A 25,580-nucleotide genomic window follows, 5' to 3' on the forward strand; every position below is an offset into this window, starting at 1 on the left:
CTTGAGGGCGGTCCCGCAACCGGCGACCCCCTCAAGGCTTCAAAGATTGAACAAGACGGCTTGCCGACTGACCTGCGGATTTGAGTGACAAACCCATGCCAAAACGTACAGACATTAAAAGCATCCTGATTCTCGGCGCTGGCCCGATCGTGATCGGCCAGGCCTGCGAATTCGACTACTCCGGCGCCCAGGCCTGTAAAGCCCTGCGCGAGGAGGGTTACCGCGTCATCCTGGTGAACTCCAACCCAGCGACCATCATGACCGACCCGGACATGGCTGACGCCACCTACATCGAGCCGATCAAGTGGCAGACCGTTGCCAAGATCATCGAGAAGGAGCGTCCGGACGCGCTGCTGCCGACCATGGGTGGCCAGACCGCTCTGAACTGCGCACTGGATCTGGAGCGCGAAGGCGTTCTGGAGAAGTTTGGCGTAGAGATGATCGGCGCCAATGCTGACACCATCGACAAGGCTGAAGACCGTTCGCGCTTCGACAAGGCGATGAAATCCATCGGCCTGGACTGCCCGCGCTCGGGTATCGCCCACAGCATGGAAGAGGCCAACGTGGTCCTCGAGAAGCTTGGCTTCCCGTGCATCATCCGTCCGTCCTTCACCATGGGCGGCACCGGTGGCGGTATCGCTTACAACCGTGAAGAGTTCGAAGAAATCTGCGCCCGCGGCCTCGACCTGTCGCCGACCAAAGAGCTGCTGATCGACGAATCCCTGATCGGCTGGAAAGAATACGAGATGGAGGTTGTCCGCGATAAGAAGGACAACTGCATCATCGTCTGCTCCATCGAAAACTTTGACCCGATGGGCGTGCACACCGGTGACTCGATCACCGTTGCTCCGGCACAAACCCTGACGGACAAGGAATACCAGATCATGCGTAACGCCTCGTTGGCGGTACTGCGTGAGATCGGTGTGGAAACCGGCGGCTCCAACGTTCAGTTTGGCATCTGCCCGGACACTGGCCGTATGGTCGTGATCGAGATGAACCCGCGGGTATCCCGCTCTTCGGCGCTGGCCTCGAAAGCCACTGGTTTCCCGATTGCGCGTATCGCCGCCAAGCTGGCGATCGGCTACACCCTGGACGAGCTGCAGAACGAAATCACCGGCGGCGCTACTCCTGCATCCTTCGAGCCGTCCATCGACTACGTCGTGACCAAGCTGCCACGCTTCGCCTTCGAGAAGTTCCCGAAAGCCGACGCGCGCCTGACCACTCAAATGAAGTCGGTGGGTGAAGTCATGGCCATCGGCCGGACTTTCCAGGAATCCCTGCAGAAAGCCCTGCGCGGTCTGGAAGTGGGCGTTTGCGGCCTGGACGAGAAGCTCGACCTGAGCAATCCGGAAAGCATGAGCATCCTCAAGCGCGAACTGACCGTGCCGGGTGCCGAGCGTATCTGGTACGTGGCTGACGCGTTCCGCGCCGGCCTGTCGGTCGAAGACATCTTCGGCATGAACATGATCGACCCGTGGTTCCTGGTGCAGATCGAAGATCTGATCAAGGAAGAAGAGAAGGTCAAGACCCTGGGTCTGGCCAGCATCGACCGCGACGTGATGTTCCGCCTCAAGCGCAAAGGCTTCTCCGACATGCGTCTGGCCAAGCTGCTGGGCGTGACCGAGAAGGCTCTGCGTCGCCACCGTCACAAACTTGAGATTTTCCCGGTCTACAAGCGCGTTGACACCTGCGCGGCCGAGTTCGCCACCGACACTGCCTACATGTACTCGACTTACGAGGAAGAGTGCGAAGCCGCGCCATCGGGTCGCGACAAGATCATGATCCTCGGCGGTGGTCCTAACCGTATCGGTCAGGGCATCGAGTTCGACTACTGCTGCGTACACGCGGCATTGGCCCTGCGCGAAGACGGTTACGAGACCATCATGGTCAACTGCAACCCGGAAACCGTTTCCACCGACTACGACACCTCCGATCGCCTGTACTTCGAGCCGGTCACCCTGGAAGACGTCCTGGAAATCTGCCGCGTCGAGAAGCCAAAAGGCGTGATCGTCCAATACGGCGGCCAAACCCCGTTGAAACTGGCTCGTGCCCTGGAAGAAGCTGGCGTGCCGATCATCGGCACCAGCCCTGATGCCATCGACCGTGCCGAAGACCGTGAGCGCTTCCAGCAAATGGTCGAGCGCCTGAACCTGCGTCAGCCGCCAAACGCCACCGTGCGCAGCGAAGACGAAGCGATTCGTGCGGCCAGCAAGATCGGTTACCCGCTGGTCGTTCGTCCGTCCTACGTACTGGGCGGCCGCGCGATGGAAATCGTTTACGAAGAAGAAGAGCTCAAGCGCTACCTGCGCGATGCGGTGAAAGTGTCCAACGACAGCCCGGTGCTGCTCGACCACTTCCTCAACTGCGCCATCGAAATGGACGTGGATGCAGTTTGCGACGGCACCGACGTGGTGATCGGCGCGATCATGCAGCACATCGAGCAGGCCGGCGTTCACTCCGGTGACTCCGCGTGCTCCCTGCCGCCGTACTCGCTGCCTGCACACATCCAGGACGAGATGCGCGAACAGGTCAAGAAAATGGCCCTGGAACTGGGCGTTGTCGGCCTGATGAACGTTCAGTTGGCGCTGCAAGGCGAAGACATCTACGTCATCGAAGTCAACCCGCGCGCTTCCCGTACCGTACCGTTCGTGTCCAAGTGCATCGGTGTTTCCCTGGCGATGATCGCGGCTCGCGTGATGGCCGGTAAAACCCTGAAGGAAATCGGTTTCACCAAAGAAATCATTCCGAACTTCTACAGTGTGAAAGAGGCGGTGTTCCCATTCGCCAAATTCCCTGGCGTGGACCCGATCCTGGGCCCAGAGATGAAGTCCACGGGTGAAGTGATGGGCGTGGGCGACACCTTCGGTGAAGCGTTTGCCAAAGCCCAAATGGGCGCCAGCGAAGTGCTGCCGACCGGCGGTACCGCATTCATCAGCGTGCGCGATGACGACAAGCCACTGGTTGCAGGCGTGGCCCGTGATCTGATCAACTTGGGCTTCGAAGTGGTTGCCACTGCCGGTACTGCCAAGCTGATCGAAGCCGCAGGCCTGAAAGTGCGTCGTGTGAACAAGGTGACCGAGGGTCGTCCGCACGTGGTCGACATGATCAAGAATGACGAAGTCACCCTGATCATCAACACCACCGAAGGTCGTCAGTCGATCGCTGATTCGTACTCCATTCGTCGTAATGCCTTGCAGCACAAGATTTACTGCACCACTACCATTGCTGCTGGCGAAGCTATCTGCGAAGCGCTGAAGTTCGGTCCCGAGAAGACCGTGCGCCGCTTGCAGGATCTACACGCAGGATTGAAGGCATGATCAAATACCCAATGACCGTCAAGGGCGCAAAAGCCCTGGAAGAAGAACACGCTCACCTGACCAAGGTCGTTCGTCCGAAGCTCAGCCAGGACATCGGTACGGCCCGCGAGTTGGGTGACTTGAAAGAAAACGCCGAATACCACGCTGCTCGCGAGCAGCAAGGTATGGTCGAGGCGCGGATCCGCGACATCGAAGGCCGCATGCAAAACGCGGTGATCATTGATGTCACGACCATTCCTCACACCGGCAAAGTGATCTTCGGCACCACCGTTGAAATCGCCAACGTCGAGACGGATGAAAGCGTCACTTACCACATCGTTGGTGAGGATGAGGCTGACTTCAAGCTCGGCAAGATTTCGGTCGGTTCGCCATTGGCCCGCGCCTTGATTGCCAAGGAAGAGGGTGATGTGGTTGCCGTGAAAACGCCTGGCGGCGTTATCGAGTACGAGATTGTCGAAGTTCGCCACATCTGAGCGCAGGCGCCCGCTACGTGCGGGCGCCATGCTTTGGCAACTGACTCAGATGTTGTGGGTTGGCGGCCTGTGGCTGTTGCACATCGGTCTGCTGCCGGTGCTGGGCAAGATTGGCCTGGCACCGCTGCTGATCGACGAAATCGCAGGCATGCTTGATGCGCTGATGGTGGGGTTCGCCGCAGCGTGTGTGATTTTTCAGGCTTTGGTGCTGGTTCAGGCCGAGGGCCTTGCCAGTCTATGGCGCGATATTCGCGGGCAACTGCTGATGATGGCGCTGTATGCGTGTGCGATGTATGCCGCGGTGCGTATCGGCTGGCCGGATGCCGTGCGTTGGCAGGTGTTCAGCTATCTTGTTCTGGGCTTTTCCGGGCTGGTGCTGGTGTTGCAGCCGGTGCCTGGATGGAGTGGCAGGGTGCGCGAAGCACACCCTTGACCCTTGCCATCACTTGAAGCGATGGACGTTCGACAGCTGCTTGTTGACGCTGAAGTTCTTGCGGTAAATCAGTGCCATCTTGCCGATGACCTGAACCAGGTCCGCTTTGCCGACCTTGCACAGTTCTGCAATGTTCGCCAAGCGCGACTCGCGATCGAGGATGTTGAGCTTGATTTTAATCAGCTCGTGATCCGCCAAAGCGCGTTCAAGTTCGGCTAACACACCTTCAGTCAAACCGTTGTCAGCCACAGTCAAAACTGGTTTCAGATGGTGGCCAATGGATTTGTACTGTTTCTTCTGCTCTTGAGTGAGCGGCATAATCTGACCCCTGCGTCTGATCTTGTAAAAAGCGGCGGCCAGTTTACCCGAGCGAGTCCGGGACCGCCCAGTTAATCACGACCCGTTTTATTTTCGAGGTGGCCCGTGGCCCGTTCCAAGACAAGCCTTAAGTGGCTGCAAAGACATGTCAATGATCCCTATGTGAAGCAGGCGCAGAAGGATGGTTACCGCTCGCGTGCGAGTTACAAGCTTCTGGAGGTCCAGGAGAAATACAAACTGATCCGTCCAGGTATGAGTGTTGTCGACCTGGGAGCGGCGCCCGGCGGCTGGTCGCAGGTCACTAGTCGGCTGATCGGTGGTCAGGGGCGTCTGATCGCCTCGGACATCCTGGAAATGGACAGCATTCCGGACGTGACTTTCATCCAGGGTGACTTCACCCAGGACGAAGTGCTCGCTCAGATCCTTGAAGCCGTGGGTAATTCGCAGGTGGACCTTGTGATTTCCGATATGGCCCCCAATATGAGTGGTACGCCTGAGGTGGACATGCCAAAAGCCATGTTTCTATGTGAGCTGGCTCTTGATCTGGCGGCTCGGATACTCAAGCCGGGTGGTAATTTCGTGATCAAGGTGTTTCAGGGCGAAGGGTTTGATGCTTACGTGAAGGACGCTCGTCAGAAATTCGACAAGGTCCAGATGATCAAGCCGGACTCTTCCCGTGGCAGTTCCCGCGAGCAATATATGCTGGCTTGGGGCTATCGCGGCCGTAGTGAGTAAATCGAGGTTTTTTTGCGGGTCGATAGGATTTTCGTATTTCGCCCCGTGAGCATTAGCGAATATTGTGTAGAAAGTGTTTCACAAAGGGTTACAGACGGCGCCTGCCAGAGCCGTAGGTAATGTAGTAAGTTAGGCCGGTGAATATCATGCGAAGCGCGCGCCATTAGCGGAGCTTGCTTCAGAGGGTAGTTAATTGAACGATATGGCAAAGAATCTGATCCTGTGGTTGATCATCGCGGCTGTCCTGGTGACAGTGATGAACAACTTCTCCAGCCCTAACGAGCCGCAGACCCTCAACTATTCCGACTTCATCCAGCAGGTCAAGGATGGAAAGGTCGAGCGCGTAGCGGTTGACGGCTACGTGATTACCGGTAAACGCAACGATGGCGACAGCTTCAAGACCATTCGTCCGGCAATCCAGGACAACGGTCTGATCGGCGACCTCGTGGACAACCATGTCGTAGTCGAAGGCAAGCAGCCTGAACAGCAAAGCATCTGGACTCAGCTCCTCGTTGCAAGCTTCCCGATCCTGGTGATCATCGCCGTGTTCATGTTCTTCATGCGGCAGATGCAGGGCGGCGCCGGTGGCAAGGGCGGGCCAATGAGCTTCGGCAAGAGCAAGGCGCGCCTGCTCTCCGAGGATCAGGTGAAAACCACCTTGGGTGACGTTGCCGGTTGCGACGAAGCCAAGGAAGAAGTCGGCGAGTTGGTCGAGTTCCTGCGTGATCCGGGCAAGTTCCAGCGTCTGGGCGGCCGCATTCCACGCGGCGTGCTGATGGTGGGGCCTCCAGGTACCGGTAAAACATTGCTCGCCAAAGCGATTGCTGGCGAAGCAAAAGTACCGTTCTTCACTATTTCCGGTTCCGATTTTGTCGAAATGTTTGTCGGTGTTGGTGCCAGTCGTGTTCGTGACATGTTTGAGCAGGCCAAGAAACACGCGCCATGCATCATCTTCATCGATGAAATCGACGCCGTCGGTCGCCACCGTGGTGCCGGTATGGGTGGCGGTCATGACGAGCGCGAGCAGACTCTCAACCAGTTGCTGGTAGAGATGGACGGCTTCGAAATGAATGACGGTATCATCGTCATCGCTGCAACCAACCGTCCGGACGTACTGGACCCTGCGTTGCTGCGTCCAGGCCGCTTCGACCGTCAGGTTGTTGTTGGTCTGCCGGATATCCGTGGTCGCGAGCAGATTCTCAAGGTTCACATGCGAAAAGTGCCAATGGGTGACGACGTCGCTCCGGCCGTGATCGCTCGTGGTACCCCAGGTTTCTCTGGTGCCGACCTGGCTAACCTGGTGAACGAAGCGTCGTTGTTCGCGGCCCGTGCCGGCAAGCGCATCGTCGAAATGAAAGAGTTCGAATTGGCCAAAGACAAGATCATGATGGGCGCCGAGCGCAAGTCCATGGTCATGTCCGAGAAAGAGAAGCAGAACACCGCTTACCACGAAGCAGGGCACGCTATTGTTGGGCGCGTCGTGCCAGAGCATGACCCGGTCTACAAGGTGTCGATCATTCCGCGCGGTCGTGCGCTGGGTGTGACCATGTTCCTGCCGGAAGAAGATCGCTACAGCCTGTCCAAGCGTGCGTTGATCAGCCAGATCTGCTCGTTGTACGGCGGCCGTATTGCTGAAGAAATGACCTTGGGCTTCGACGGCGTCACCACCGGTGCGTCAAACGACATCATGCGTGCCAGCCAGATTGCACGGAACATGGTAACCAAGTGGGGCTTGTCGGAAAAACTCGGCCCGTTGATGTACGCAGAAGAAGAGGGCGAAGTGTTCCTCGGTCGCGGCGGTGGCGGTCAGGGTGCAAGCTTCTCCGGTGAGACGGCCAAGTTGATCGACTCCGAAGTGCGCAGCATCATTGATCAGTGCTACGGCACGGCCAAGCAGATCCTCACCGATAACCGTGACAAGCTCGACGCCATGGCTGATGCCTTGATGAAGTACGAAACGATCGACGCTGATCAGATCGACGACATCATGGCAGGTCGTACGCCTCGTGAACCTCGCGACTGGTCAGGCGGCACCGGTACCTCCGGAACTCCTCCGGTGGCTCAGGATCCGCGTCCGGAAACACCGATCGGCGGTCCGGCTGCTGACGTTTAAGGTTTGAAATGACTTCTGTTCAGTCCTCGACCCGGTTGCCTTGCGGCAATCGGGTTCTTGATTTAGCCCTGACGCACGTCATGGGTATTCTCAATGTCACTCCCGATTCCTTCTCTGATGGCGGCCAATATAGCCAGCTCGATGCGGCCTTGCGCCACGCTGAGGCTATGGTGGCGGCCGGCGCGACGTTGATCGATGTTGGTGGCGAATCGACCCGGCCGGGTGCCAGGGTGGTTTCACCGCTGGAAGAGCTTGAGCGCGTAGCTCCGGTCGTCGAGCGAATACACCGCGAGCTTGATGTAATTATCTCGGTCGACACTTCCACGCCAGCTGTCATGCGCGAAGCCGCACGACTTGGCGCGGGGTTGATCAATGACGTGCGCTCGCTGCGGCGCGATGGCGCTCTGGATGCGGCCGCGGCCACTGGCCTGCCAGTCTGTCTGATGCATATGCTCGGTGAGCCGGGCGACATGCAGGACAATCCGCAGTATCAGGACGTCACGAAAGAGGTGGGCGAGTTTCTCGCCGAGCGCATGGCTCAGTGTGCGTCGGTAGGAATTACAGCGGACCGGATCATCCTTGATCCGGGCTTTGGCTTCGCAAAAACCTTGCAGCACAATCTAAGCTTGTTCAAGCATATGGAGGCCCTGCATGCCTTGGGGCGGCCCCTGTTGGTCGGGGTTTCGCGAAAGAGCATGATAGGTCAGGCATTGAATCGTCCGGTTGGTGAGCGTCTGCATGGTGGTCTGGCGCTTGCAGCGCTGGCTTCGGTCAAGGGCGCGCGTATATTGCGCGTCCATGATGTGGCCGAAACCGTCGATGTGGTGCGGATGATCGCTGCAGTGGAATCAGCCGAATAATAATGATGGGGTACTTATGACTAAAAAATACTTTGGCACCGACGGCATTCGTGGTCGGGTCGGCGAATATCCGATTACTCCTGACTTCATGCTCAAGCTCGGCTGGGCTGCCGGTATGGCGTTCCGAAAAATGGGCGCCTGCAAGGTGTTGGTGGGCAAGGACACTCGGATCTCTGGCTATATGTTCGAATCGGCGCTCGAGGCCGGACTTACGTCGGCAGGTGCCGATGTCATGCTCCTGGGCCCGATGCCGACACCGGCCATCGCCTACCTGACTCGTACCTTCCAGGCCGAAGCGGGCATCGTGATCAGTGCCTCGCACAACCCTCACGATGACAATGGCATCAAGTTTTTCTCCGGGAAGGGCACCAAGCTTCCTGATGAAGTCGAGCATATGATCGAAGAATTGCTCGACACCCCGATGACTGTGGTTGAGTCGAGCAAGATCGGCAAGGTATCGCGCATCAACGATGCTTCAGGCCGCTATATCGAATTCTGCAAAAGCAGCGTCCCGACCGGCACCAGCTTCGCGGGCCTGAAGATCGTGATCGACTGCGCTCACGGTGCGACCTACAAGGTGGCGCCTAGTGTATTCCGTGAGCTGGGGGCCGATGTCGTTGTGCTTTCTGCTCATCCTAACGGCCTGAACATCAATGAAAATTGCGGTTCGACCCATATGGAGCCGCTGCAAGCTGCTGTATTGGCCGAGCATGCTGATTTGGGTATCGCCTTTGACGGTGATGGTGACCGGGTTCAGATGGTTGATCATACCGGTGCTGTCGTCGATGGTGATGAGTTGCTGTTCATCATTGCTCGCGACCTGCATGAGCAGGGTAAGTTGCAGGGGGGGGTGGTCGGTACGCTGATGAGTAACCTGGGGTTGGAATTGGCCCTGGCGGATCTGGCAATTCCTTTTGTGCGGGCTAATGTTGGCGACCGGTACGTAATCTCGGAGTTGCTGGAGCGCAATTGGCTGGTGGGCGGTGAGAATTCGGGGCACATTGTCTGCTTCAACCACACCACCACCGGTGACGCGATCATTGCCGCATTGCAGGTATTGATGGCGCTGAAGACCCGCTCCGAGGGGTTGGCGCAATCGCGTCAGGCGCTGCGCAAGTGTCCTCAGGTGCTGATCAATGTGCGATTCGGCGGCGGTGCGAGCCCTCTTGATCATCCGTCCGTCAAGGAGGCAAGCGAGCGCGTTACCAAGGCTATGGCTGGTCGTGGACGTGTGCTGTTGCGCAAGTCCGGGACGGAGCCGCTGGTGCGGGTCATGGTCGAAGGCGAGGACGAAACACAGGTTCGCGGCTACGCCGAAGAGCTGGCAAAACTGGTTACTGAAGTTTCTGCCTGATTTCGGCTTGCCAGCCATGATTGTGTTGGGTAACATCTGCGCCCACTTTGACCGACGAGGTACAGCATGCGTCGCCCTATGGTAGCTGGTAACTGGAAGATGCACGGTACCCGCGCCAGCGTCGCTGAGCTGATCAATGGCCTTCGTCATCTGGCCTTGCCGAGCGATGTTGATGTAGCGGTATTCCCGTCTTGCTTGCATATCAATCAAGTGATTGATGGCTTGGAGGAAAAGTCGATTTCGGTCGGCGCGCAGAACTCTGCGGTGGAATCCATGCAAGGTGCGTTGACCGGTGAAGTTGCGCCGAGTCAGTTGGTGGATGCAGGCTGTTCTTTTGTGCTTGTCGGACACTCCGAGCGCCGCCAGATAATGGGCGAGCAGGACGGAATGCTGATTCGCAAGTTCGCAGCGGCACAGGCATGTGGCTTGATTCCAGTATTGTGCGTAGGGGAAACTCTTGAAGAGCGCGAAGCTGGAAAAACTCTTGAGGTTGTCGGGCGTCAGCTAGGCAGTATCATAGAGGAGCTGGGTGTTGGTGTCTTTGCAAAGGCAGTAATCGCTTACGAGCCGGTCTGGGCCATTGGTACCGGGCTGACTGCTTCGCCGCAACAGGCGCAGGATGTGCATGCAGCCATTCGCGCTCAGTTGGCGGCAGAGAATTCTGAGGTCGCACAAGGTGTGCGGCTTCTATACGGCGGCAGCGTGAAGGCGGCCAATGCGGTCGAACTGTTCGGCATGCCGGATATCGATGGGGGGCTCATTGGTGGGGCTTCCCTGAATGCAGATGAGTTCGGTGCGATTTGTCGCGCCGCGGGAAACTGAAAAAATGCTGGAAACAGTCGTAGTCGTTTTTCATCTGCTGGGTGCATTGGGCGTAGTTGCTCTGGTATTGCTGCAGCAGGGTAAAGGTGCGGATGCTGGCGCGTCTTTCGGAGCAGGTGCTTCAAATACTGTGTTCGGAAGCCAAGGTTCCTCTACCTTTCTTAGTAAGTTTACTGCTATACTTGCCGCCGGTTTCTTCATAACCAGCTTAGGGTTAGGTTACTTTGCTAAAGAGAAGGCTCACCAGCTGACTCAAGTAGGTTTGCCAAATCCAGCAGTGTTGGAAGTTCCAAAGCAACAACCGGCTTCTGATGATGTACCGGTGCTTCAAGAGCAAAAGTCGGCTACTCCAGCGACTGACGTGCCTCCAGCTCAAGAGCAAAAGTAAGAAGGGTTTCAAACGTAGTATTGCCGAGGTGGTGGAATTGGTAGACACGCAACCTTGAGGTGGTTGTGCCCATAGGGTGTAGGGGTTCGAGTCCCCTTCTCGGTACCAATTATCAGGAGAGCCCGCTGTTGCGGGCTTTCTTGTAGGTGGAAGGTTACATTGACCCTGTCAGGGATCGGTCGTATACTTCCGCCCCAGCTTTGTCGCGGGGTGGAGCAGTCTGGTAGCTCGTCGGGCTCATAACCCGAAGGTCGTCGGTTCAAATCCGGCCCCCGCAACCAGTTTAAGGAGCCCCTTTTAAGGGGCTTTTTGTTAGCTGGACACTTTCAACGCCGCTGTTCGACGGCGTTTCAAGGATGGGCGTTTCGCCCATTTTTTTATTTTGCACAGCATGCACATACATGCACGAGGGGGTTCAGGTGTCGAGCAAGCTAGAAGAGTTGCAGGCCTTGCTGGCCCCGGTGGTCGTGGCCCTAGGCTATGAATGCTGGGGTATTGAGTTTTCGGCTCAAGGTCGCCACTCAATGTTGCGCGTTTATATCGATAAAGAGGGCGGCGTGCTGGTGGACGATTGTGCCATTGTCAGCCGTCAGATCAGCGGTGTGCTGGATGTTGAAGATCCAATCGCCGTTGAATACACCCTTGAAGTTTCCTCGCCTGGCATGGAACGCCCGCTGTTCACTATTGAGCAGTTTGCAAAATTTGCCGGTGAACAAGTGAAGATCAAGCTGCGCTCGCCTTTTGAAGGCCGACGCAACTTTCAGGGCCTTCTGCGCGGTGTAGAAGAGCAGGACGTCGTGGTGCAGGTAGAAGACCATGAGTTCCTGTTGCCGATCGATATGATCGACAAGGCCAACATTATTCCCAGTTTTGACTGAGACGCGGATCCCGCGGATCCAATGGCTTGCGAAAGGCGAGGCGTACGATGAGCAAAGAAGTACTGCTGGTTGTTGAGTCGGTATCCAATGAAAAGGGCGTACCGGCAAACGTAATTTTTGAAGCGCTGGAGCTGGCTCTGGCCACTGCTACCAAAAAGCGTTTCGAGGACGAAGTCGATCTGCGTGTGGAAATCAATCGCCACACCGGTGCTTACGAGACATTCCGTCGCTGGACTGTCGTCGAAGAAGCAGACCTGGACGATCCGGCCATCGAAACCTGGCCGAGCAAGGTTGCAGAAACGCATCCTGGTGCTCAGGTTGGTGATGTAGTCGAAGAAAAGATCGAGTCCATTGAGTTCGGCCGCATCGCTGCACAGACTGCCAAGCAAGTCATCGTGCAGAAAGTTCGCGAAGCCGAGCGCGCTCAAGTCGTTGATGCCTATCGCGAGCGCCTGGGGGAAATCATCTCCGGCACCGTGAAGAAAGTGACCCGCGACAACGTGATCGTCGACCTGGGCAACAACGCTGAAGCGTTGCTGGCTCGCGAAGACATCATTTCTCGCGAAACCTTCCGGGTTGGCGTGCGTCTGCGTGCGCTGCTCAAGGAAATCCGCACCGAGAACCGCGGCCCGCAGCTGATCCTGTCGCGTACTGCGCCGGAAATGCTGATCGAGTTGTTCCGCATCGAAGTGCCGGAAATCGCTGAAGGCCTGATCGAAGTAATGGCAGCATCCCGTGACCCGGGTTCGCGCGCCAAGATCGCGGTCCGCTCCAAGGACAAACGCATCGACCCGCAAGGCGCTTGCATTGGTATGCGCGGTTCGCGCGTCCAGGCAGTGTCGGGTGAGTTGGGCGGTGAGCGTGTGGACATCGTCCTGTGGGACGACAACCCGGCTCAGTTTGTGATCAATGCAATGTCGCCGGCTGAAGTGGCGGCAATTATCGTTGACGAAGATGCCCATGCAATGGACATCGCCGTTGGCGCAGACAATCTGGCTCAGGCCATTGGTCGGGGTGGTCAGAACGTGCGTCTGGCTAGCCAGTTGACTGGCTGGACCCTGAACGTGATGACCGAATCGGACATCCAGGCTAAGCAGCAAGCAGAAACCGGCGACATCCTGCGCAACTTCATCGACGAGCTGGAAGTCGACGAAGACCTGGCACAGGTGCTGGTAGATGAAGGCTTTACCAGCCTGGAAGAGATTGCCTACGTACCGTTGGAAGAAATGCTCAACATCGACGGCTTTGACGAAGAAACCGTCAACGAGCTTCGCGCTCGCGCCAAGGATCGTTTGTTGACCAAAGCCATCGCTACTGAGGAAAAGCTGGCAGACGCCCATCCGGCCGAAGACCTGCTCTCGCTTGAGGGTATGGACAAGGATTTGGCGATGGAACTGGCGGTGCGCGGCGTAATTACCCGCGAAGACCTGGCCGAGCAGTCTATTGACGACCTGCTCGACATCGACGGCATTGACGATGATCGTGCCGGCAAGTTGATCATGGCCGCCCGAGCCCACTGGTTCGAGTAATTAGGCGCGGCCTGAGGAGAGAAGTGCATGACGCAAGTCACGGTGAAACAACTGGCCGATGAGGTCAAAACACCGGTAGAGCGCCTGTTGCAGCAGATGCGTGAGGCAGGTCTGCCGCACACCGCCGCCGAAGAACATGTGACTGACAGTGAGAAGCAATCTTTGCTGACTCACTTGAAAAGCAGCCACAAGGCGAAAGTGGAAGAACCACGCAAGATCACACTGCAGCGTAAAACCACCAGCACCCTGCGTGTTGCTGGCAGCAAAAGCATCAGTGTTGAAGTACGCAAAAAGAAAGTTTTCGTACAGCGCAGCCCGGAAGAAATTGAAGCCGAGCGCAAACGCGAACTGGACGAACGTCGCGCAGTAGAAAATGCTGCACGTCAGAAGGCTGAAGAAGAAGCCAAGCGTCGCGCCGAAGAAGACGCGCGTCGTCAGCCTGCTGCTGCGCAATCCGCTACTAACGACGCCGTTGCAGCACCTGCTGCAGTTGCCGAGCCAGTACGTGAAAGCGCGCCGGTTGTGGCTGCTGCACCAGCGCCGTCTGCCGATGTTCGCAACAAGCAGAACGAACAGCGCCGTCCGGACAAACCACGTGCCGATGATAACAGTCGTCGTGGCAGTAGCGATGGCGAGCGCAAAAACGCTCCGCATCGTGCTTCGGTCAAAGAGAAAGCGCCTGCTCCACGCGTTGCCCCACGTACTACCGACGAAGAAAGCGATGGCTTCCGTCGTGGTGGTCGCGGCAAGGCCAAGCTGAAGAAGCGCAACGCTCACGGTTTCCAGAGCCCAACCGGCCCTGTCGTGCGTGATGTGCAGATTGGCGAGACCATCACTGTTGGCGATCTCGCCAACCAGATGTCGGTCAAGGCTGCTGAAATCATCAAGTTCATGTTCAAACTGGGTACCCCAGCGACCATCAACCAGGTGCTTGATCAGGAAACTGCTCAGCTGGTAGCCGAAGAACTGGGCCACAAAGTGACCCTGGTCAGCGACACCGCCCTGGAAGATTCCCTGGCCGAGTCCCTGAAGTTTGAAGGTGAGACGTTCTCCCGTGCACCGGTTGTGACCGTAATGGGCCACGTTGACCACGGTAAAACCTCGCTGCTCGACTACATCCGTCGTGCCAAGGTAGCTGCTGGCGAAGCCGGCGGTATCACCCAGCACATCGGTGCATACCACGTTGAAACTGATCGCGGCATGGTCACTTTCCTCGATACCCCGGGTCACGCTGCGTTTACCGCAATGCGTGCTCGTGGTGCCAAGGCGACTGACATCGTGATCCTGGTCGTTGCAGCGGACGACGGCGTAATGCCGCAGACCATTGAAGCGGTTCAGCACGCCAAAGCTGCCGGTGTTCCACTGGTGGTTGCAGTGAACAAAATCGACAAGCCGGGCGCTGATCTCGATCGCATCCGTAGCGAACTGTCGGTTCACGGCGTGACTTCGGAAGAGTGGGGCGGCGACACCCCGTTCGTATCGGTTTCGGCGAAAGTCGGTACTGGCGTGGACGAATTGCTCGAAGCTGTTCTGCTGCAAGCTGAAGTCCTCGAACTGAAAGCGACTCCATCGGCCCCAGGCCGTGGCGTCGTGGTTGAATCGCGTCTCGACAAAGGTCGTGGCCCGGTTGCTACCGTTCTGGTTCAAGACGGTACCCTGCGCCAAGGCGACATGGTACTGGTCGGTTCGAACTATGGCCGTGTACGTGCCATGCTCGACGAGAACGGCAAGCCAATCAAGGAAGCCGGTCCTTCCATCCCTGTCGAGATCCTCGGCCTGGACGGTACCCCGGACGCTGGCGATGAGATGAGTGTGCTGTCGGACGAGAAGAAAGCCCGTGAAGTGGCTCTGTTCCGTCAAGGCAAGTTCCGCGAAGTCAAGCTGGCCCGCGCTCACGCTGGCAAGCTTGAAAACATCTTCGAGAACATGGGGCAGGCAGAGAAGAAGACGCTCAACATCGTCCTCAAATCCGACGTCCGTGGTTCGCTGGAAGCGTTGAATGGTGCCTTGAACGGCCTGGGTAACGACGAAGTGCAAGTGCGTGTCGTTGGTGGCGGCGTCGGTGGTATCACCGAGTCCGACGCTAACCTGGCGCTGGCCTCCAACGCTGTACTGTTCGGCTTCAACGTGCGTGCCGATGCTGGCGCTCGCAAGATCGTCGAGCAGGAAGGTCTGGATATGCGTTACTACAACGTGATCTACGACATCATCGAAGACGTCAAGAAAGCCCTCACCGGTATGCTGGGCAGCGATGTTCGCGAGAACATCCTGGGTACCGCTGAAGTGCGTGACGTGTTCCGTTCGCCGAAGTTTGGCGCGATCGCCGGTTGCATGGTTATCGAAGGTGTTGTTCACCGTAACCGTCCAATCCGTGTACTGCGTGAAGACATCGTTATCTTCGAAGGCGAGCTGGAATCCCTGCGCCGCTTCAAGGATGACGCTTCCGAAGTACGTGCCGGCATGGAATGCGGTATCGGCGTCAAGAGCTACAACGACGTCAAAGCTGGCGACAAGATCGAAGTCTACGAGAAGGTCCAGGTTGCTCGCAGCCTCTAACTCGCGCACTTCAAGGGCCACGGCGAGCCGCCGCATGCAAGTGCGCGGCACGGCGTCAGGACTCTAAACGCAACGCCCGGTCTGGCTTTTGTCAGGCCGGGCGTTTGCCGCTTTCAGACCCCACGGGTTTCACCGTGTGGCAGTAACAGGTAACAAGACATGGCAAAAGAATACAGCCGTACCCAACGTATCGGCGATCAGATGCAGCGTGAGCTGGCACAGCTGATCCGTCGTGAAGTCAAAGACCCGCGCGTCGGCCTGGTCACCATTACCGCTGTTGAAGTCAGCCGTGACGTCGGTCACGCCAAGATCTTCATCACCGTGATGGGTCAGGACAACGCCGAAGACATCGCGCAAAGCATCAAGGTGCTCAACTCAGCCGCCGGCTTCCTGCGCATGCAGTTGGCTCGTGAAATGAAGTTGCGCAGCGTTCCTCAGTTGCACTTCCACTACGACGAAAGCGTCGTGCGTGGTGCTCATCTGTCGGCATTGATCGAACGTGCGGTAGCTGAAGACAATCAGCATCCGGTTGCGGCAGAAGCCGAAGACACCAAGGAGTAATCGGTGGCTCAGGTCAAACGTATCCGTCGTAACGTCAGCGGTATCATCCTGCTCGACAAGCCACTGGGGTTTACCTCCAATGCGGCGTTGCAGAAGGTTCGCTGGTTGCTGAACGCCGAGAAGGCCGGGCACACCGGCAGTCTCGATCCGCTGGCCACCGGCGTGTTGCCGTTGTGCTTCGGTGAGGCCACCAAGTTTTCGCAATACCTGCTCGATTCCGACAAGGGTTACGAAACCCTGGCGCAACTGGGCAAGACCACCACCACGGCCGATGCCGAGGGTGATGTTTTGCTTGAGCGCCCGGTGACCGTTGGTCGCGCCGATGTCGAAGCGGTGCTGCCGAAATTTCGTGGGCAAATCAGTCAGATACCGCCCATGTACTCGGCGCTCAAACGTGATGGCCAGCCGTTGTACAAGCTGGCCAGGGCAGGTGAAGTAGTGGAGCGCGAACCGCGTTCTGTTACTATTACGCGCTTGGAATTACTGGCCTTTGAAGGCGATACTGCGCGGCTTGCAGTGGATTGCACCAAAGGTACCTATATCCGCACCCTGGTGGAGGATATCGGTGAGCAACTCGGTTGTGGCGCTTACGTTGCTGAACTGCGACGTACCCAGGCCGGGCCTTTCACGCTTGCCCAGACGGTCACGCTTGAAGAGTTGGAAGCGGTACATGCCGAAGGCGGCAACGAAGCGGTCGACCGCTTCCTGATGCCATCGGACAGCGGCCTGCTGGATTGGCCACTGTTGCAGTTCTCGGAGCACAGCTCGTTCTACTGGCTTAACGGCCAACCGGTACGAGCCCCGGATGCACCGAAGTTCGGCATGGTACGGGTACAGGATCACAATGGTCGCTTCATCGGTATCGGTGAAGTGAGCGAAGACGGGCGCATCGCGCCACGTCGACTGATTCGGTCAGAATGACCGAACGAGGGTGGCTGTTAACAGGCACGGTCACTACTCATTTTTAGATACAGGGATTTGTCCCTGGCCTGTTGAAGCTGTTTCTTTGAAACAGTTTCCTGATAAAAGGATTGCCTCATGGCTCTCGACGTTCAAGAAAAAGCTCAAATCGTAGCTGACTACCAGCAAGCTGTTGGTGACACTGGTTCGCCAGAAGTGCAAGTTGCACTTCTGACCCACAACATCAACAAGCTGCAAGGTCACTTCAAGGCCAACGGTAAAGATCACCACTCCCGTCGTGGTCTGATCCGCATGGTAAACCAGCGTCGTAAGCTGCTGGACTACCTGAAAGGCAAGGATCTGGGTCGTTACCAGACTCTGATCGGTCGCCTGGGTCTGCGTCGCTAATAAGCGATTGCGCTAGAGGTTGGTTGTCTGTCGTACGCCAGTGGGTTTCCCGCTGGCGCATGGCAGGCTCCCAGCCTCAAGTTTTATCTGGATACCTGCTTTACCTGGACAATGACAGTCGGGCCGATTCCCGGCGTTGCCCAAGAATTTCGCAAGAAGACAAGTTCCCCAAGAGCCACAAAAGAAGGTAGGACACCGTGAACCCGGTAATCAAAAAATTCCAGTTCGGTCAGTCGACCGTTACCCTCGAGACTGGCCGTATCGCCCGTCAGGCCTCCGGCGCAGTATTGGTCACCGTTGACGACGACGTCAGCGTATTGGTGACTGTGGTCGGCGCCAAGCAAGCCGATCCAGGCAAGGGCTTCTTCCCTCTGTCCGTTCACTACCAGGAAAAGACTTACGCTGCCGGTAAGATCCCTGGCGGTTTCTTCAAGCGTGAAGGCCGTCCTTCCGAGAAAGAAACCCTGACTTCCCGACTGATCGACCGTCCGATCCGTCCGCTGTTCCCAGAAGGCTTCATGAACGAAGTGCAGGTTGTCTGCACCGTCGTTTCCACCAGCAAGAAAACCGATCCGGACATCGCTGCGATGATCGGTACCTCGGCTGCCCTGGCTATCTCCGGCATTCCTTTCGATGGCCCTATCGGCTGTGCACGCGTTGCGTTCCACGAAAGCACCGGCTACCTGCTGAACCCGACTTACGAACAACAGAAAGCTTCGAGCCTGGACATGGTCGTTGCCGGTACGTCGGAAGCCGTGTTGATGGTTGAATCGGAAGCCAAAGAGCTGACCGAAGACCAGATGCTGGGCGCGGTACTGTTTGCTCACGACGAGTTCCAGGTTGTGATCAACGCCGTTAAAGAACTGGCTGCCGAAGCGGCCAAGCCAACCTGGACCTGGACTCCACAGCCAGAAGCCACCGCTCTGCTGGGCGCCATCCGTGCCGAGTTCGGCGACGCGATCTCCCAGGCTTACACCATCACCATCAAGGCCGACCGTTACGCTCGCCTGGGTGAGCTGAAAGACCAGGTCGTTGCCAAGCTGTCCGGTGAAGAAGGCCAGCCTTCTTCCAGCGAAGTCAAAGCGGCTTTCGGCGAAATCGAATACCGCACCGTTCGCGAAAACATCGTAAACGGCAAGCCACGTATCGACGGTCGCGACACCAAGACCGTACGTCCGTTGAACATCGAAGTCGGTGTTCTGCCTAAGACCCACGGTTCGGCACTGTTCACCCGTGGCGAAACCCAGGCTCTGGTTGTTGCAACACTGGGCACCGCCCGTGACGCACAACTGCTGGACACCCTGGAAGGCGAGAAAAAAGACCCGTTCATGCTGCACTACAACTTCCCTCCGTTCTCGGTAGGTGAGTGTGGTCGCATGGGTGGCGCTGGTCGTCGCGAAATCGGTCACGGCCGTCTGGCCCGTCGTTCGATTGCAGCAATGTTGCCTGCTGCCGACGTGTTCCCGTACACCATCCGCGTGGTGTCGGAAATCACCGAATCCAACGGTTCGAGCTCAATGGCTTCCGTTTGCGGCGCTTCCCTGGCGCTGATGGATGCTGGCGTTCCGATGAAGGCACCGGTTGCCGGTATCGCCATGGGTCTGGTTAAAGAAGGCGAGAAATTCGCCATCCTGACCGACATCCTGGGTGACGAAGACCACCTGGGCGACATGGACTTCAAAGTAGCCGGTACCGCCAAAGGTGTGACCGCGCTGCAGATGGACATCAAGATCAAAGGCATCACCGAAGAAATCATGGAAATCGCTCTGGGCCAAGCCCTGGAAGCGCGCCTGAACATCCTCGGTCAGATGAACCAGATCATTGGCCAGTCGCGTACCGAACTGTCGGAAAACGCTCCGACCATGATCGCGATGAAAATCGACACCGACAAAATCCGTGATGTCATCGGTAAAGGCGGCGCGACCATTCGTGCGATCTGTGAAGAGACCAAGGCTTCGATCGACATCGAAGACGACGGCTCGATCAAGATCTTCGGCGAGACCAAAGAAGCTGCTGAAGCTGCACGTCAGCGCGTTCTGGGCATCACCGCAGAAGCTGAAATCGGCAAGATCTACGTCGGTAAGGTTGAGCGCATCGTCGACTTCGGCGCATTCGTCAACATCCTGCCTGGCAAGGACGGTCTGGTTCACATCTCGATGTTGAGCGACGCTCGCGTAGAGAAAGTGACCGACATCCTGAAAGAAGGCCAGGAAGTGGAAGTACTGGTACTGGACGTGGACAACCGCGGCCGTATCAAGCTGTCCATCAAAGACGTAGCAGCAGCCAAGGCTTCGGGCGTTTAATCACTCCCCACGCCTGACCGCTTCAACGTTATAAAAAATGCCCCGCAGTGAACGCTGCGGGGCATTTTTTTGCCTGCAAAAAAATGAGACGAGCCATGAAGTTGCCTGACCCCAAAGTCAGTGCTAGGTTTAGCCCACTGCCCGTGTAGCTCAGTTGGTAGAGCAGCGCACTCGTAACGCGAAGGTCGCAGGTTCGATTCCTGTCTCGGGCACGAGCGACACGTTGTTTTCATATGATCCCGAATGGTTCTGAAGGCCAGACAAACCGGGCTTCAAACGGTTTTTTTGCGTCAGAGAGATCCTTGATGATCCAGATCCATCTTCCATTCCCCAGATCAAAGAGAACGCCATGACCGTTAAAGAATTGACCCAAGAAGCCAGGCACGCAGAAGCGCTGAAGAAGTACTTGCTGGAATCGCCTCAGCTAGCCGAAGAGATCAAGGACTTGCCCGCCGACGATCAGAAAGACCAGATCCAGTGGGCATTCGAGGATGAGGCAGAGTCTCAGGGCTTGCAGCCGTGGGAACTGACGCTCAAGTACACCTCAACCCCTGAAGAGTTCGAGGCTGCGCGCCTTGTTCTGCACAAGGAGGCTGCCGAGGTGTTGGGCGTCGAGTGGGAAGAGTACTGCGAGATGAACAATCTGGTGGTCTGACAAAAACGCCAGCCTCACGAGGCTGGCGTTTTTCATTCACTAGGCGTTATCAAAGGCTCAGGCGCATCGACAGATCGACAGCCTTCACATCCTTGGTCATCGCACCAATCGAGATGTAATCCACCCCGGTTTCGGCTATCGGTAGCAGCGTGCTTTCGTTGATACCGCCGCTGGCCTCCAGTTTCGCCTTGCCGCCGTTCAGGCGCACGGCTTCGCGCATGTCATCCAGACTCAACTCATCGAGCATGATGATGTCGGCACCGGCCGCCAGGGCTTCCTTCAGCTCGTCCAGGCTTTCCACTTCGATCTCCACCGGTTTGCCCGGGGCGATCTTGTGCGCGGCTTTGATCGCCTCCGGGATGCCACCGCAGGCGGCTATATGGTTTTCCTTGATCAGGAAGGCGTCGTACAGGCCGATGCGGTGGTTGTGGCAACCGCCGCAGGTCACGGCGTACTTCTGCGCCAGACGCAGCCCCGGCAAGGTTTTACGGGTGTCGAGCAACTTCACCTGAGTCTCGGCAACGTAATCCGCCAGGTGCTGCGCGCGCGTGGCCACGCCAGACAGCAACTGCAGGAAGTTCAGTGCACTGCGTTCGCCCGTCAGTAGCGAGCGCGCCGGGCCTTCGAGGTGGAACAGCACCTGATTGGGTTTCACCCGCTCGCCATCGCGCACCTCCCAGTGCACCGCAACACGTGGATCCAGCTGCCGAAACACTGCATCAACCCAGGCTGTGCCGCAGATGACGGCAGCGTCGCGGGTGATGATCGTGGCTTTGGCCAGGCGTTCGGCCGGGATCAGCTGTGCGGTGATGTCGCCGCTGCCGATGTCTTCGAGCAACGCACGGCGCACGTTGGCTTCGATTTCGGCGGTCAAATCGGCGAGACGTAGATTCGGCATAACGGACTCCACAAACAAAGTGGCCCGATTATAGGGCCATGGCACTGGGCAACCCAAGGCATCAGAGGCGTTCCCATCGCTCTGAAACCTGCATTTGGTCGATTCACCTGAGTAATCGGCACTCAGTCAGCGTCTGCCATAAGCGTCTATTTCAATGGGAAACGCAGAGTCTGCTGGTAGAGGGGGCATCTTTTGCAAGATAATCCGCCTTGCTTTTGACGTCATGGCTTTGACGTGGATTTGGATTGACGACTTCGAAGACTCACCGTTTCAGGAGGCCTGAATGCACAACGACGGGAATGTAGTGCCTTTGCACAAGGTCGCTACCGACCAGGCGACTCCCTCGCCGCTCGCCCGCCTGCCTGTGATTCTGCTTCAGGTTCGTGACAAGGCCGCTCAACAGCTCAGGCATGGTTTGCAGGAACTGTTCGATAACGCCGACGACACGCTGTTCGAAATGGCCGACCGGGCCCGCAATGACGTCGAACAGAACCTCTTCTTCGAAGCCATGCGCGACTTGCGCCTCAAGCGCAAAAACATCGAACGCGGCTTTCTTGAACAATTCTTCGAGGCTTTTGTCAGCCTTACCCAGTGCGACATCATTCAGTCTGCCTTGCCCCAGGCGTTGACCTTCGACGCCTCGGTGGCGCTGCCCGATGACGACGTGGAGCGCAGCGTGGCAGTGGAGGCGATGGTCAGCAAAGTGCTGAACCGCGACGGCTTCACCCTGGACCAACTGACTGCCCGACTCAGCGCACTGCTGGGCAGGGAACTGCTTGATCAGCACAATCCCATGGGGCCGGCGATGCTCTGCGAGTACTTTATGCAGGCCGGGCGCAACCTGGGGGTGGAGATCAAGGTCAAGCTGATCATCCTCAAACTGTTCGAACGCTATGTGCTCAGGGATGCCAATCAGCTCTACGCCGAAGCCAATCAGTTGCTGATCGCCACCGGTGTTCTGCCCGACCTTAAGCCCGCCCCTGCGCGTCGGGTCACGGATCGTGCAACTGCCGGCGTTCGTACTGAACCCGCACAGGCCAACACTCGCGTCGGTGGCCCGCCGACCGACGACAGCGTGCAGGAAGCCTTCGCGGCGTTGCAGGAGTTGCTGTTTCACGTGCGTGGCAGTGTCGCGCCAACCCTTGAAGCCAGTGCCCAGACACAGCCGATTTCCACCCATGACCTAATGCGCCTGCTCTCGCACTTGCAGCAATACGTGCCGGCGCCGGCAGCCCAGGACGACTTCGATCTGCGAAACCAGCTCGAACAACTGCTGACCCGGGTCAGCGTCAAAAGTGGCAAGTCCCGCGTGGTCGGGGTGGCTGACGAAGACGTGATCAACCTGATCGCCATGCTCTTCGAATGCATCCTCGATGACCGCAACCTGCCGGACTCGCTCAAGGCGTTGATCGGCCGCTTGCAGATCCCGATGCTGAAAGTGGCGGTGCTCGACAAGAGCTTCTTCAGCCGCAGCAGTCACCCGGCCCGGCGCCTGCTCAATGAAATCGCCACCGCAGCCATGGGCTGGGGCGAGTGCGATGACCATGAGCGCGACAGCCTGTATCTGCGCATCGAGCAAGTGGTGCAACGGTTGCTGAACGATTTTGTCGATGATCCGGCGGTCTTTTCCGAATTGCTCGCGGATTTTCTCGCCTTCACCAGCGACGAGCGCCGTCGCAGTGAGCTGCTGGAGCAACGTACCCGTGACGCCGAAGAAGGCCGCGCCAGGACTGATCTGGCCCGCCAGCGCGTCGAGCAGGTGCTGAATCAGGCCTTGTTGGGCAAAGTGTTGCCGCAACGGGTGGTGGTGTTTGTCCAGGAAGCGTGGAGCCAGGTACTGCTGCTGACCTGTCTCAAGCACGGCGATCAGTCGGCCGAGTGGCACGCTGATGTGCGGTCCATGGAGCAATTGATCTGGAGCGTGCAACGTCATGATGAATCCGATGTGAGCTTGCGCTTGTTGGCGCTGGTGCCCGGCTTGCTCAAGTCGTTGCGCGACGGGCTGAGCAGTTCGGCCTTTGATCCGTTCGCCACCAGCGAATTTTTCAGTGAGCTGGAAGCCTTGCACGTTCAGCTGGTCGAACGTCCAGGGCAAAAGCTTGAGCAGTCTGTCGATACACCGGTAATGGTCGAAGTGCTGCAGGGAATCGTCCTGCGAACCGCCGACGAAGGGCCGGTCGATACGGCGTCATTGCGCTTGCCGGAGGACGATGCCGGTCTGCTTCAGGTTGATCAACTGCGGTTGGGGTGCTGGGTCGAGTTTCAGGAAGACGAGGAAAACACCCTTCGCTGCAAGCTGGCGGCGATCATTGAAGCCACCGGCAAGTACATTTTCGTCAATCGCACCGGGATGAAAGTGCTGGAGCGCAGCCGCACCGGTCTGGCGCTGGAATTTCGTCGTGGCGCGGTGCGCGCGCTGGACGACACCTTGCTGTTCGACCGGGCGCTGGAGTCGGTGATCGGCAACCTGCGGCGCCTCAATCGCGGCAAGTGATCGCGCCCCGAGGGTCTATCACGGCATACTGGGCGCCAACACAGTCGTCGTTGAAGGAACCTGTATGCAGTTGGACCCCGCGAGCGGTTGGTGTCAGGGCGTAGATATTTGCCCCTCGCCCAACTTCAATGCGCGCCCCTCGGGCGAAATTTCCCTGCTGGTGATCCACAACATCAGCCTGCCGCCAGCGCAGTTCGCTACCGGCAAGGTGCAGGAATTTTTCCAGAACCGTCTGGATGTCACGGAGCACCCCTACTTTGAAGGGATCGCCGACCTGCGTGTGTCTGCGCATTTTCTGATCGAACGTGACGGCACTGTCACTCAGTTTGTCTCTTGTCTTGAACGTGCCTGGCATGCCGGCGTCTCGAGTTTCGAAGGGCGGGAAACCTGTAACGATTTTTCCGTGGGCATCGAACTTGAAGGCACGGATGATCTGCCGTTCACCGACGCTCAGTATCAAGCGTTGACGACCCTGACCCGGCAGCTGCAAAGCACGTTCACGGGTATCACCGCACAACGCATCTGCGGGCATAGCGACATCGCACCCGGGCGTAAAACCGATCCGGGGCCGGCGTTCGACTGGGCACGCTATCGCGCTGCCCTGGCACAAGAGGAACAACAATGAGTTTTCTGGTGTTGCTGTTGGCGGTCTGGATCGAGAAGTTCTCGGCCCTGCGTCATCGGGTTCAGCTCGATGGTGGATGGGTTCGCGAGCTGAATAAGCTTGAGGTCAATCCACGTCTGGCGAAAAGTCCGTGGCTGATTTTGCTGATACTGGTGTTGATGCCAGTGGCACTGCTGGGTTTGCTGCTGCTGGTACTGGACCCGGTGGCTTACGGTCTGCTGGCGTTGCCGGTGCACCTGCTGGTGGTGATTTACAGTCTCGGTCGCGGTGATCTGCTGGCCGGTCTCGGGCCGTTTCGCGATGCCTGGCGCCGGGAAGACCTGGAAGCGGCCGCTCTTGTGGCGAACCGCGACCTGGGTATCTGCGCCGATAGCGGCGAGCAACTGCTGGAACGGGTCCAAGGGCATCTGCTGTGGGAGGCGTATCAGAGCTTTTTTGCGGTGATTTTCTGGTACTTCCTGTTGGGTCCGGTCGCAGCCCTGAGCTATCGACTGCTGGCCCTGGCCGAAGAACATGGGCAGAACCCGGCCGTGGTCGAGCGCGCGGCAAAACTGCGTCATGCGTTCGACTGGGTGCCGGTGCGTTTGCTGGCGGCGAGTTTTGCGTTGGTCGGCAACTTTGTCGCGGTCAGCCGAGTGATGCTGCACGAACTGCTGAACTGGAACATCAGCGCCGCCCAATTGATCGAGAAGGTCGGGCTGGTGGCCGGTGAAATCCCGGCACCGGTGGTCGGGCCTGACGGCATCAACAGCCTCGACCGAATCTGGGAACTGCTGCTGCGCGCGGCGGTGCTCTGGTACGCCGGTTTTGCGTTGTGGACCGTCCTTCCGTAAACACACTGAACCCTGTAATTGAATGGACTCGCCCACGCCGAGGCGTCAATGCGCCACGGTGGCAGTCTAAACAGCCAACGACAGCGAGGGCGAGTCCATGAAAAAGCATACTTCGATTGATCAATCC

The 25,580-nt window shown here is 57.8% G+C and carries 22 protein-coding genes and 3 tRNA genes; 23 read left to right on the top strand and 2 right to left on the bottom strand.

All coding sequences use genetic code 11. The features are described 5' to 3' along the window. Positions 1-95: 95 nt before the first annotated feature. Genes carB through ASC74_RS09330 form a run of 3 tightly spaced genes read left to right on the top strand, consistent with a single transcriptional unit; the run spans position 96 to position 4,223 of the window. Complete coding sequence (gene carB, locus ASC74_RS09320) at positions 96-3,317, top strand: carbamoyl-phosphate synthase large subunit (protein ID WP_056741066.1); 3,222 nt, start codon at positions 96-98, stop codon at positions 3,315-3,317. Beyond that, complete coding sequence (gene greA, locus ASC74_RS09325) at positions 3,314-3,790, top strand: transcription elongation factor GreA (protein WP_046045786.1); 477 nt, start codon at positions 3,314-3,316, stop codon at positions 3,788-3,790. Before carB ends, greA begins: the two co-directional genes overlap by 4 nt. Positions 3,791-3,818: 28 nt before the next feature. Next, complete coding sequence (locus tag ASC74_RS09330; protein WP_056741068.1) at positions 3,819-4,223, top strand: hypothetical protein; 405 nt, start codon at positions 3,819-3,821, stop codon at positions 4,221-4,223. 9 nt (positions 4,224-4,232) lie between these two features. Here the strand turns inward: ASC74_RS09330 and ASC74_RS09335 are convergent, their stop codons facing one another. After that, positions 4,233-4,541, bottom strand: coding sequence for a YhbY family RNA-binding protein (locus ASC74_RS09335; protein WP_008005472.1), 309 nt, complete (start codon positions 4,539-4,541; stop codon positions 4,233-4,235). A gap of 105 nt (positions 4,542-4,646) precedes the next feature. On the opposite strand from ASC74_RS09335, the gene rlmE reads away from it, so the two are divergent. The 17 genes from rlmE (at position 4,647) to ASC74_RS09420 (ending at position 20,603) form a co-directional block, all read left to right on the top strand. Then, complete coding sequence (rlmE, locus tag ASC74_RS09340; protein WP_008005470.1) at positions 4,647-5,276, top strand: 23S rRNA (uridine(2552)-2'-O)-methyltransferase RlmE; 630 nt, start codon at positions 4,647-4,649, stop codon at positions 5,274-5,276. Positions 5,277-5,478: 202 nt separating this feature from the next. After that, positions 5,479-7,389, top strand: coding sequence for an ATP-dependent zinc metalloprotease FtsH (ftsH, locus tag ASC74_RS09345; protein WP_033053619.1), 1,911 nt, complete (start codon positions 5,479-5,481; stop codon positions 7,387-7,389). Positions 7,390-7,397: 8 nt separating this feature from the next. Beyond that, the gene (gene folP, locus ASC74_RS09350; RefSeq protein WP_056741071.1) at positions 7,398-8,249 is read left to right on the top strand and encodes a dihydropteroate synthase; all 852 of its coding nucleotides are present in this window, start codon (positions 7,398-7,400) and stop codon (positions 8,247-8,249) included. A 16-nt stretch (positions 8,250-8,265) separates the two neighbouring features. Next, the gene (gene glmM / locus ASC74_RS09355; protein WP_056741073.1) at positions 8,266-9,603 is read left to right on the top strand and encodes a phosphoglucosamine mutase; all 1,338 of its coding nucleotides are present in this window, start codon (positions 8,266-8,268) and stop codon (positions 9,601-9,603) included. Positions 9,604-9,669: 66 nt separating this feature from the next. Next, on the top strand, positions 9,670-10,425 hold the full coding sequence (gene tpiA / locus ASC74_RS09360; protein WP_056741075.1) for a triose-phosphate isomerase: 756 nt from the start codon (positions 9,670-9,672) through the stop codon (positions 10,423-10,425). A gap of 4 nt (positions 10,426-10,429) precedes the next feature. Continuing rightward, entirely contained in the window at positions 10,430-10,813 is a 384-nt protein-coding gene (secG, locus tag ASC74_RS09365) for a preprotein translocase subunit SecG (protein WP_017336473.1), read from the top strand. Between the two features lie 22 nt (positions 10,814-10,835). Further along, positions 10,836-10,921: transfer RNA gene (locus tag ASC74_RS09370), tRNA-Leu, on the top strand. A gap of 96 nt (positions 10,922-11,017) precedes the next feature. Further along, positions 11,018-11,094, top strand: a tRNA-Met gene (locus ASC74_RS09375). 138 nt (positions 11,095-11,232) lie between these two features. Beyond that, on the top strand, positions 11,233-11,691 hold the full coding sequence (gene rimP, locus ASC74_RS09380; RefSeq protein ID WP_010463487.1) for a ribosome maturation factor RimP: 459 nt from the start codon (positions 11,233-11,235) through the stop codon (positions 11,689-11,691). A 47-nt stretch (positions 11,692-11,738) separates the two neighbouring features. After that, a complete protein-coding gene (gene nusA / locus ASC74_RS09385) occupies positions 11,739-13,220 on the top strand; it encodes a transcription termination factor NusA (protein ID WP_008024459.1) in 1,482 nt (493 codons plus the stop codon). A 27-nt stretch (positions 13,221-13,247) separates the two neighbouring features. Beyond that, positions 13,248-15,776, top strand: coding sequence for a translation initiation factor IF-2 (infB, locus tag ASC74_RS09390; RefSeq protein ID WP_056741077.1), 2,529 nt, complete (start codon positions 13,248-13,250; stop codon positions 15,774-15,776). Between the two features lie 159 nt (positions 15,777-15,935). After that, on the top strand, positions 15,936-16,337 hold the full coding sequence (gene rbfA / locus ASC74_RS09395) for a 30S ribosome-binding factor RbfA (RefSeq protein WP_008149016.1): 402 nt from the start codon (positions 15,936-15,938) through the stop codon (positions 16,335-16,337). Positions 16,338-16,340: 3 nt separating this feature from the next. Then, on the top strand, positions 16,341-17,258 hold the full coding sequence (truB, locus tag ASC74_RS09400; protein WP_008149014.1) for a tRNA pseudouridine(55) synthase TruB: 918 nt from the start codon (positions 16,341-16,343) through the stop codon (positions 17,256-17,258). Between the two features lie 117 nt (positions 17,259-17,375). Beyond that, the gene (gene rpsO, locus ASC74_RS09405; RefSeq protein WP_003177875.1) at positions 17,376-17,645 is read left to right on the top strand and encodes a 30S ribosomal protein S15; all 270 of its coding nucleotides are present in this window, start codon (positions 17,376-17,378) and stop codon (positions 17,643-17,645) included. A gap of 197 nt (positions 17,646-17,842) precedes the next feature. Beyond that, a complete protein-coding gene (gene pnp / locus ASC74_RS09410) occupies positions 17,843-19,948 on the top strand; it encodes a polyribonucleotide nucleotidyltransferase (protein WP_046045794.1) in 2,106 nt (701 codons plus the stop codon). Between the two features lie 139 nt (positions 19,949-20,087). Continuing rightward, positions 20,088-20,160 (top strand) — tRNA-Thr (locus tag ASC74_RS09415). A 137-nt stretch (positions 20,161-20,297) separates the two neighbouring features. Beyond that, positions 20,298-20,603, top strand: a complete 306-nt coding sequence (locus ASC74_RS09420; protein ID WP_046046051.1) for a DUF6388 family protein — start codon at positions 20,298-20,300, stop codon at positions 20,601-20,603. 49 nt (positions 20,604-20,652) lie between these two features. Here ASC74_RS09420 and nadC read toward each other — a convergent pair whose 3' ends face one another. Further along, the gene (gene nadC, locus ASC74_RS09425) at positions 20,653-21,501 is read right to left on the bottom strand and encodes a carboxylating nicotinate-nucleotide diphosphorylase (protein WP_056741079.1); all 849 of its coding nucleotides are present in this window, start codon (positions 21,499-21,501) and stop codon (positions 20,653-20,655) included. Between the two features lie 283 nt (positions 21,502-21,784). On the opposite strand from nadC, the gene ASC74_RS09430 reads away from it, so the two are divergent. The 3 genes from ASC74_RS09430 (at position 21,785) to ampE (ending at position 25,453) form a co-directional block, all read left to right on the top strand. Beyond that, positions 21,785-23,995 carry a DUF1631 domain-containing protein gene (locus ASC74_RS09430; RefSeq protein WP_056741081.1) on the top strand — a complete coding sequence of 737 codons (2,211 nt, stop codon included), beginning with the start codon at positions 21,785-21,787 and terminating at the stop codon, positions 23,993-23,995. A gap of 64 nt (positions 23,996-24,059) precedes the next feature. Continuing rightward, complete coding sequence (gene ampD, locus ASC74_RS09435) at positions 24,060-24,620, top strand: 1,6-anhydro-N-acetylmuramyl-L-alanine amidase AmpD (RefSeq protein WP_056741082.1); 561 nt, start codon at positions 24,060-24,062, stop codon at positions 24,618-24,620. Then, positions 24,617-25,453 (top strand): regulatory signaling modulator protein AmpE, encoded by an 837-nt coding sequence (gene ampE / locus ASC74_RS09440; RefSeq protein ID WP_056741084.1) that lies wholly within the window; start codon positions 24,617-24,619, stop codon positions 25,451-25,453. The genes ampD and ampE overlap by 4 nt, the downstream gene beginning before the upstream one ends. Positions 25,454-25,580 lie beyond the last annotated feature (127 nt).

The organism is Pseudomonas sp. Root329, from assembly GCF_001424925.1.
Taxonomy (GTDB): domain Bacteria; phylum Pseudomonadota; class Gammaproteobacteria; order Pseudomonadales; family Pseudomonadaceae; genus Aquipseudomonas; species Aquipseudomonas arabinosi.

Coding starts and splice junctions, on each gene's coding strand:
- carB (WP_056741066.1), top strand. CDS start 96: ATGCCAAAACGTACAGACATTAAAAGCATCCTGATTCTCGGCGCTGGC.
- greA (WP_046045786.1), top strand. CDS start 3,314: ATGATCAAATACCCAATGACCGTCAAGGGCGCAAAAGCCCTGGAAGAA.
- ASC74_RS09330 (WP_056741068.1), top strand. CDS start 3,819: ATGCTTTGGCAACTGACTCAGATGTTGTGGGTTGGCGGCCTGTGGCTG.
- ASC74_RS09335 (WP_008005472.1), bottom strand. CDS start 4,541: ATGCCGCTCACTCAAGAGCAGAAGAAACAGTACAAATCCATTGGCCAC.
- ftsH (WP_033053619.1), top strand. CDS start 5,479: ATGGCAAAGAATCTGATCCTGTGGTTGATCATCGCGGCTGTCCTGGTG.
- folP (WP_056741071.1), top strand. CDS start 7,398: ATGACTTCTGTTCAGTCCTCGACCCGGTTGCCTTGCGGCAATCGGGTT.
- glmM (WP_056741073.1), top strand. CDS start 8,266: ATGACTAAAAAATACTTTGGCACCGACGGCATTCGTGGTCGGGTCGGC.
- tpiA (WP_056741075.1), top strand. CDS start 9,670: ATGCGTCGCCCTATGGTAGCTGGTAACTGGAAGATGCACGGTACCCGC.
- secG (WP_017336473.1), top strand. CDS start 10,430: ATGCTGGAAACAGTCGTAGTCGTTTTTCATCTGCTGGGTGCATTGGGC.
- nusA (WP_008024459.1), top strand. CDS start 11,739: ATGAGCAAAGAAGTACTGCTGGTTGTTGAGTCGGTATCCAATGAAAAG.
- infB (WP_056741077.1), top strand. CDS start 13,248: ATGACGCAAGTCACGGTGAAACAACTGGCCGATGAGGTCAAAACACCG.
- rbfA (WP_008149016.1), top strand. CDS start 15,936: ATGGCAAAAGAATACAGCCGTACCCAACGTATCGGCGATCAGATGCAG.
- rpsO (WP_003177875.1), top strand. CDS start 17,376: ATGGCTCTCGACGTTCAAGAAAAAGCTCAAATCGTAGCTGACTACCAG.
- ASC74_RS09420 (WP_046046051.1), top strand. CDS start 20,298: ATGACCGTTAAAGAATTGACCCAAGAAGCCAGGCACGCAGAAGCGCTG.
- nadC (WP_056741079.1), bottom strand. CDS start 21,501: ATGCCGAATCTACGTCTCGCCGATTTGACCGCCGAAATCGAAGCCAAC.
- ASC74_RS09430 (WP_056741081.1), top strand. CDS start 21,785: ATGCACAACGACGGGAATGTAGTGCCTTTGCACAAGGTCGCTACCGAC.
- ampD (WP_056741082.1), top strand. CDS start 24,060: ATGCAGTTGGACCCCGCGAGCGGTTGGTGTCAGGGCGTAGATATTTGC.
- ampE (WP_056741084.1), top strand. CDS start 24,617: ATGAGTTTTCTGGTGTTGCTGTTGGCGGTCTGGATCGAGAAGTTCTCG.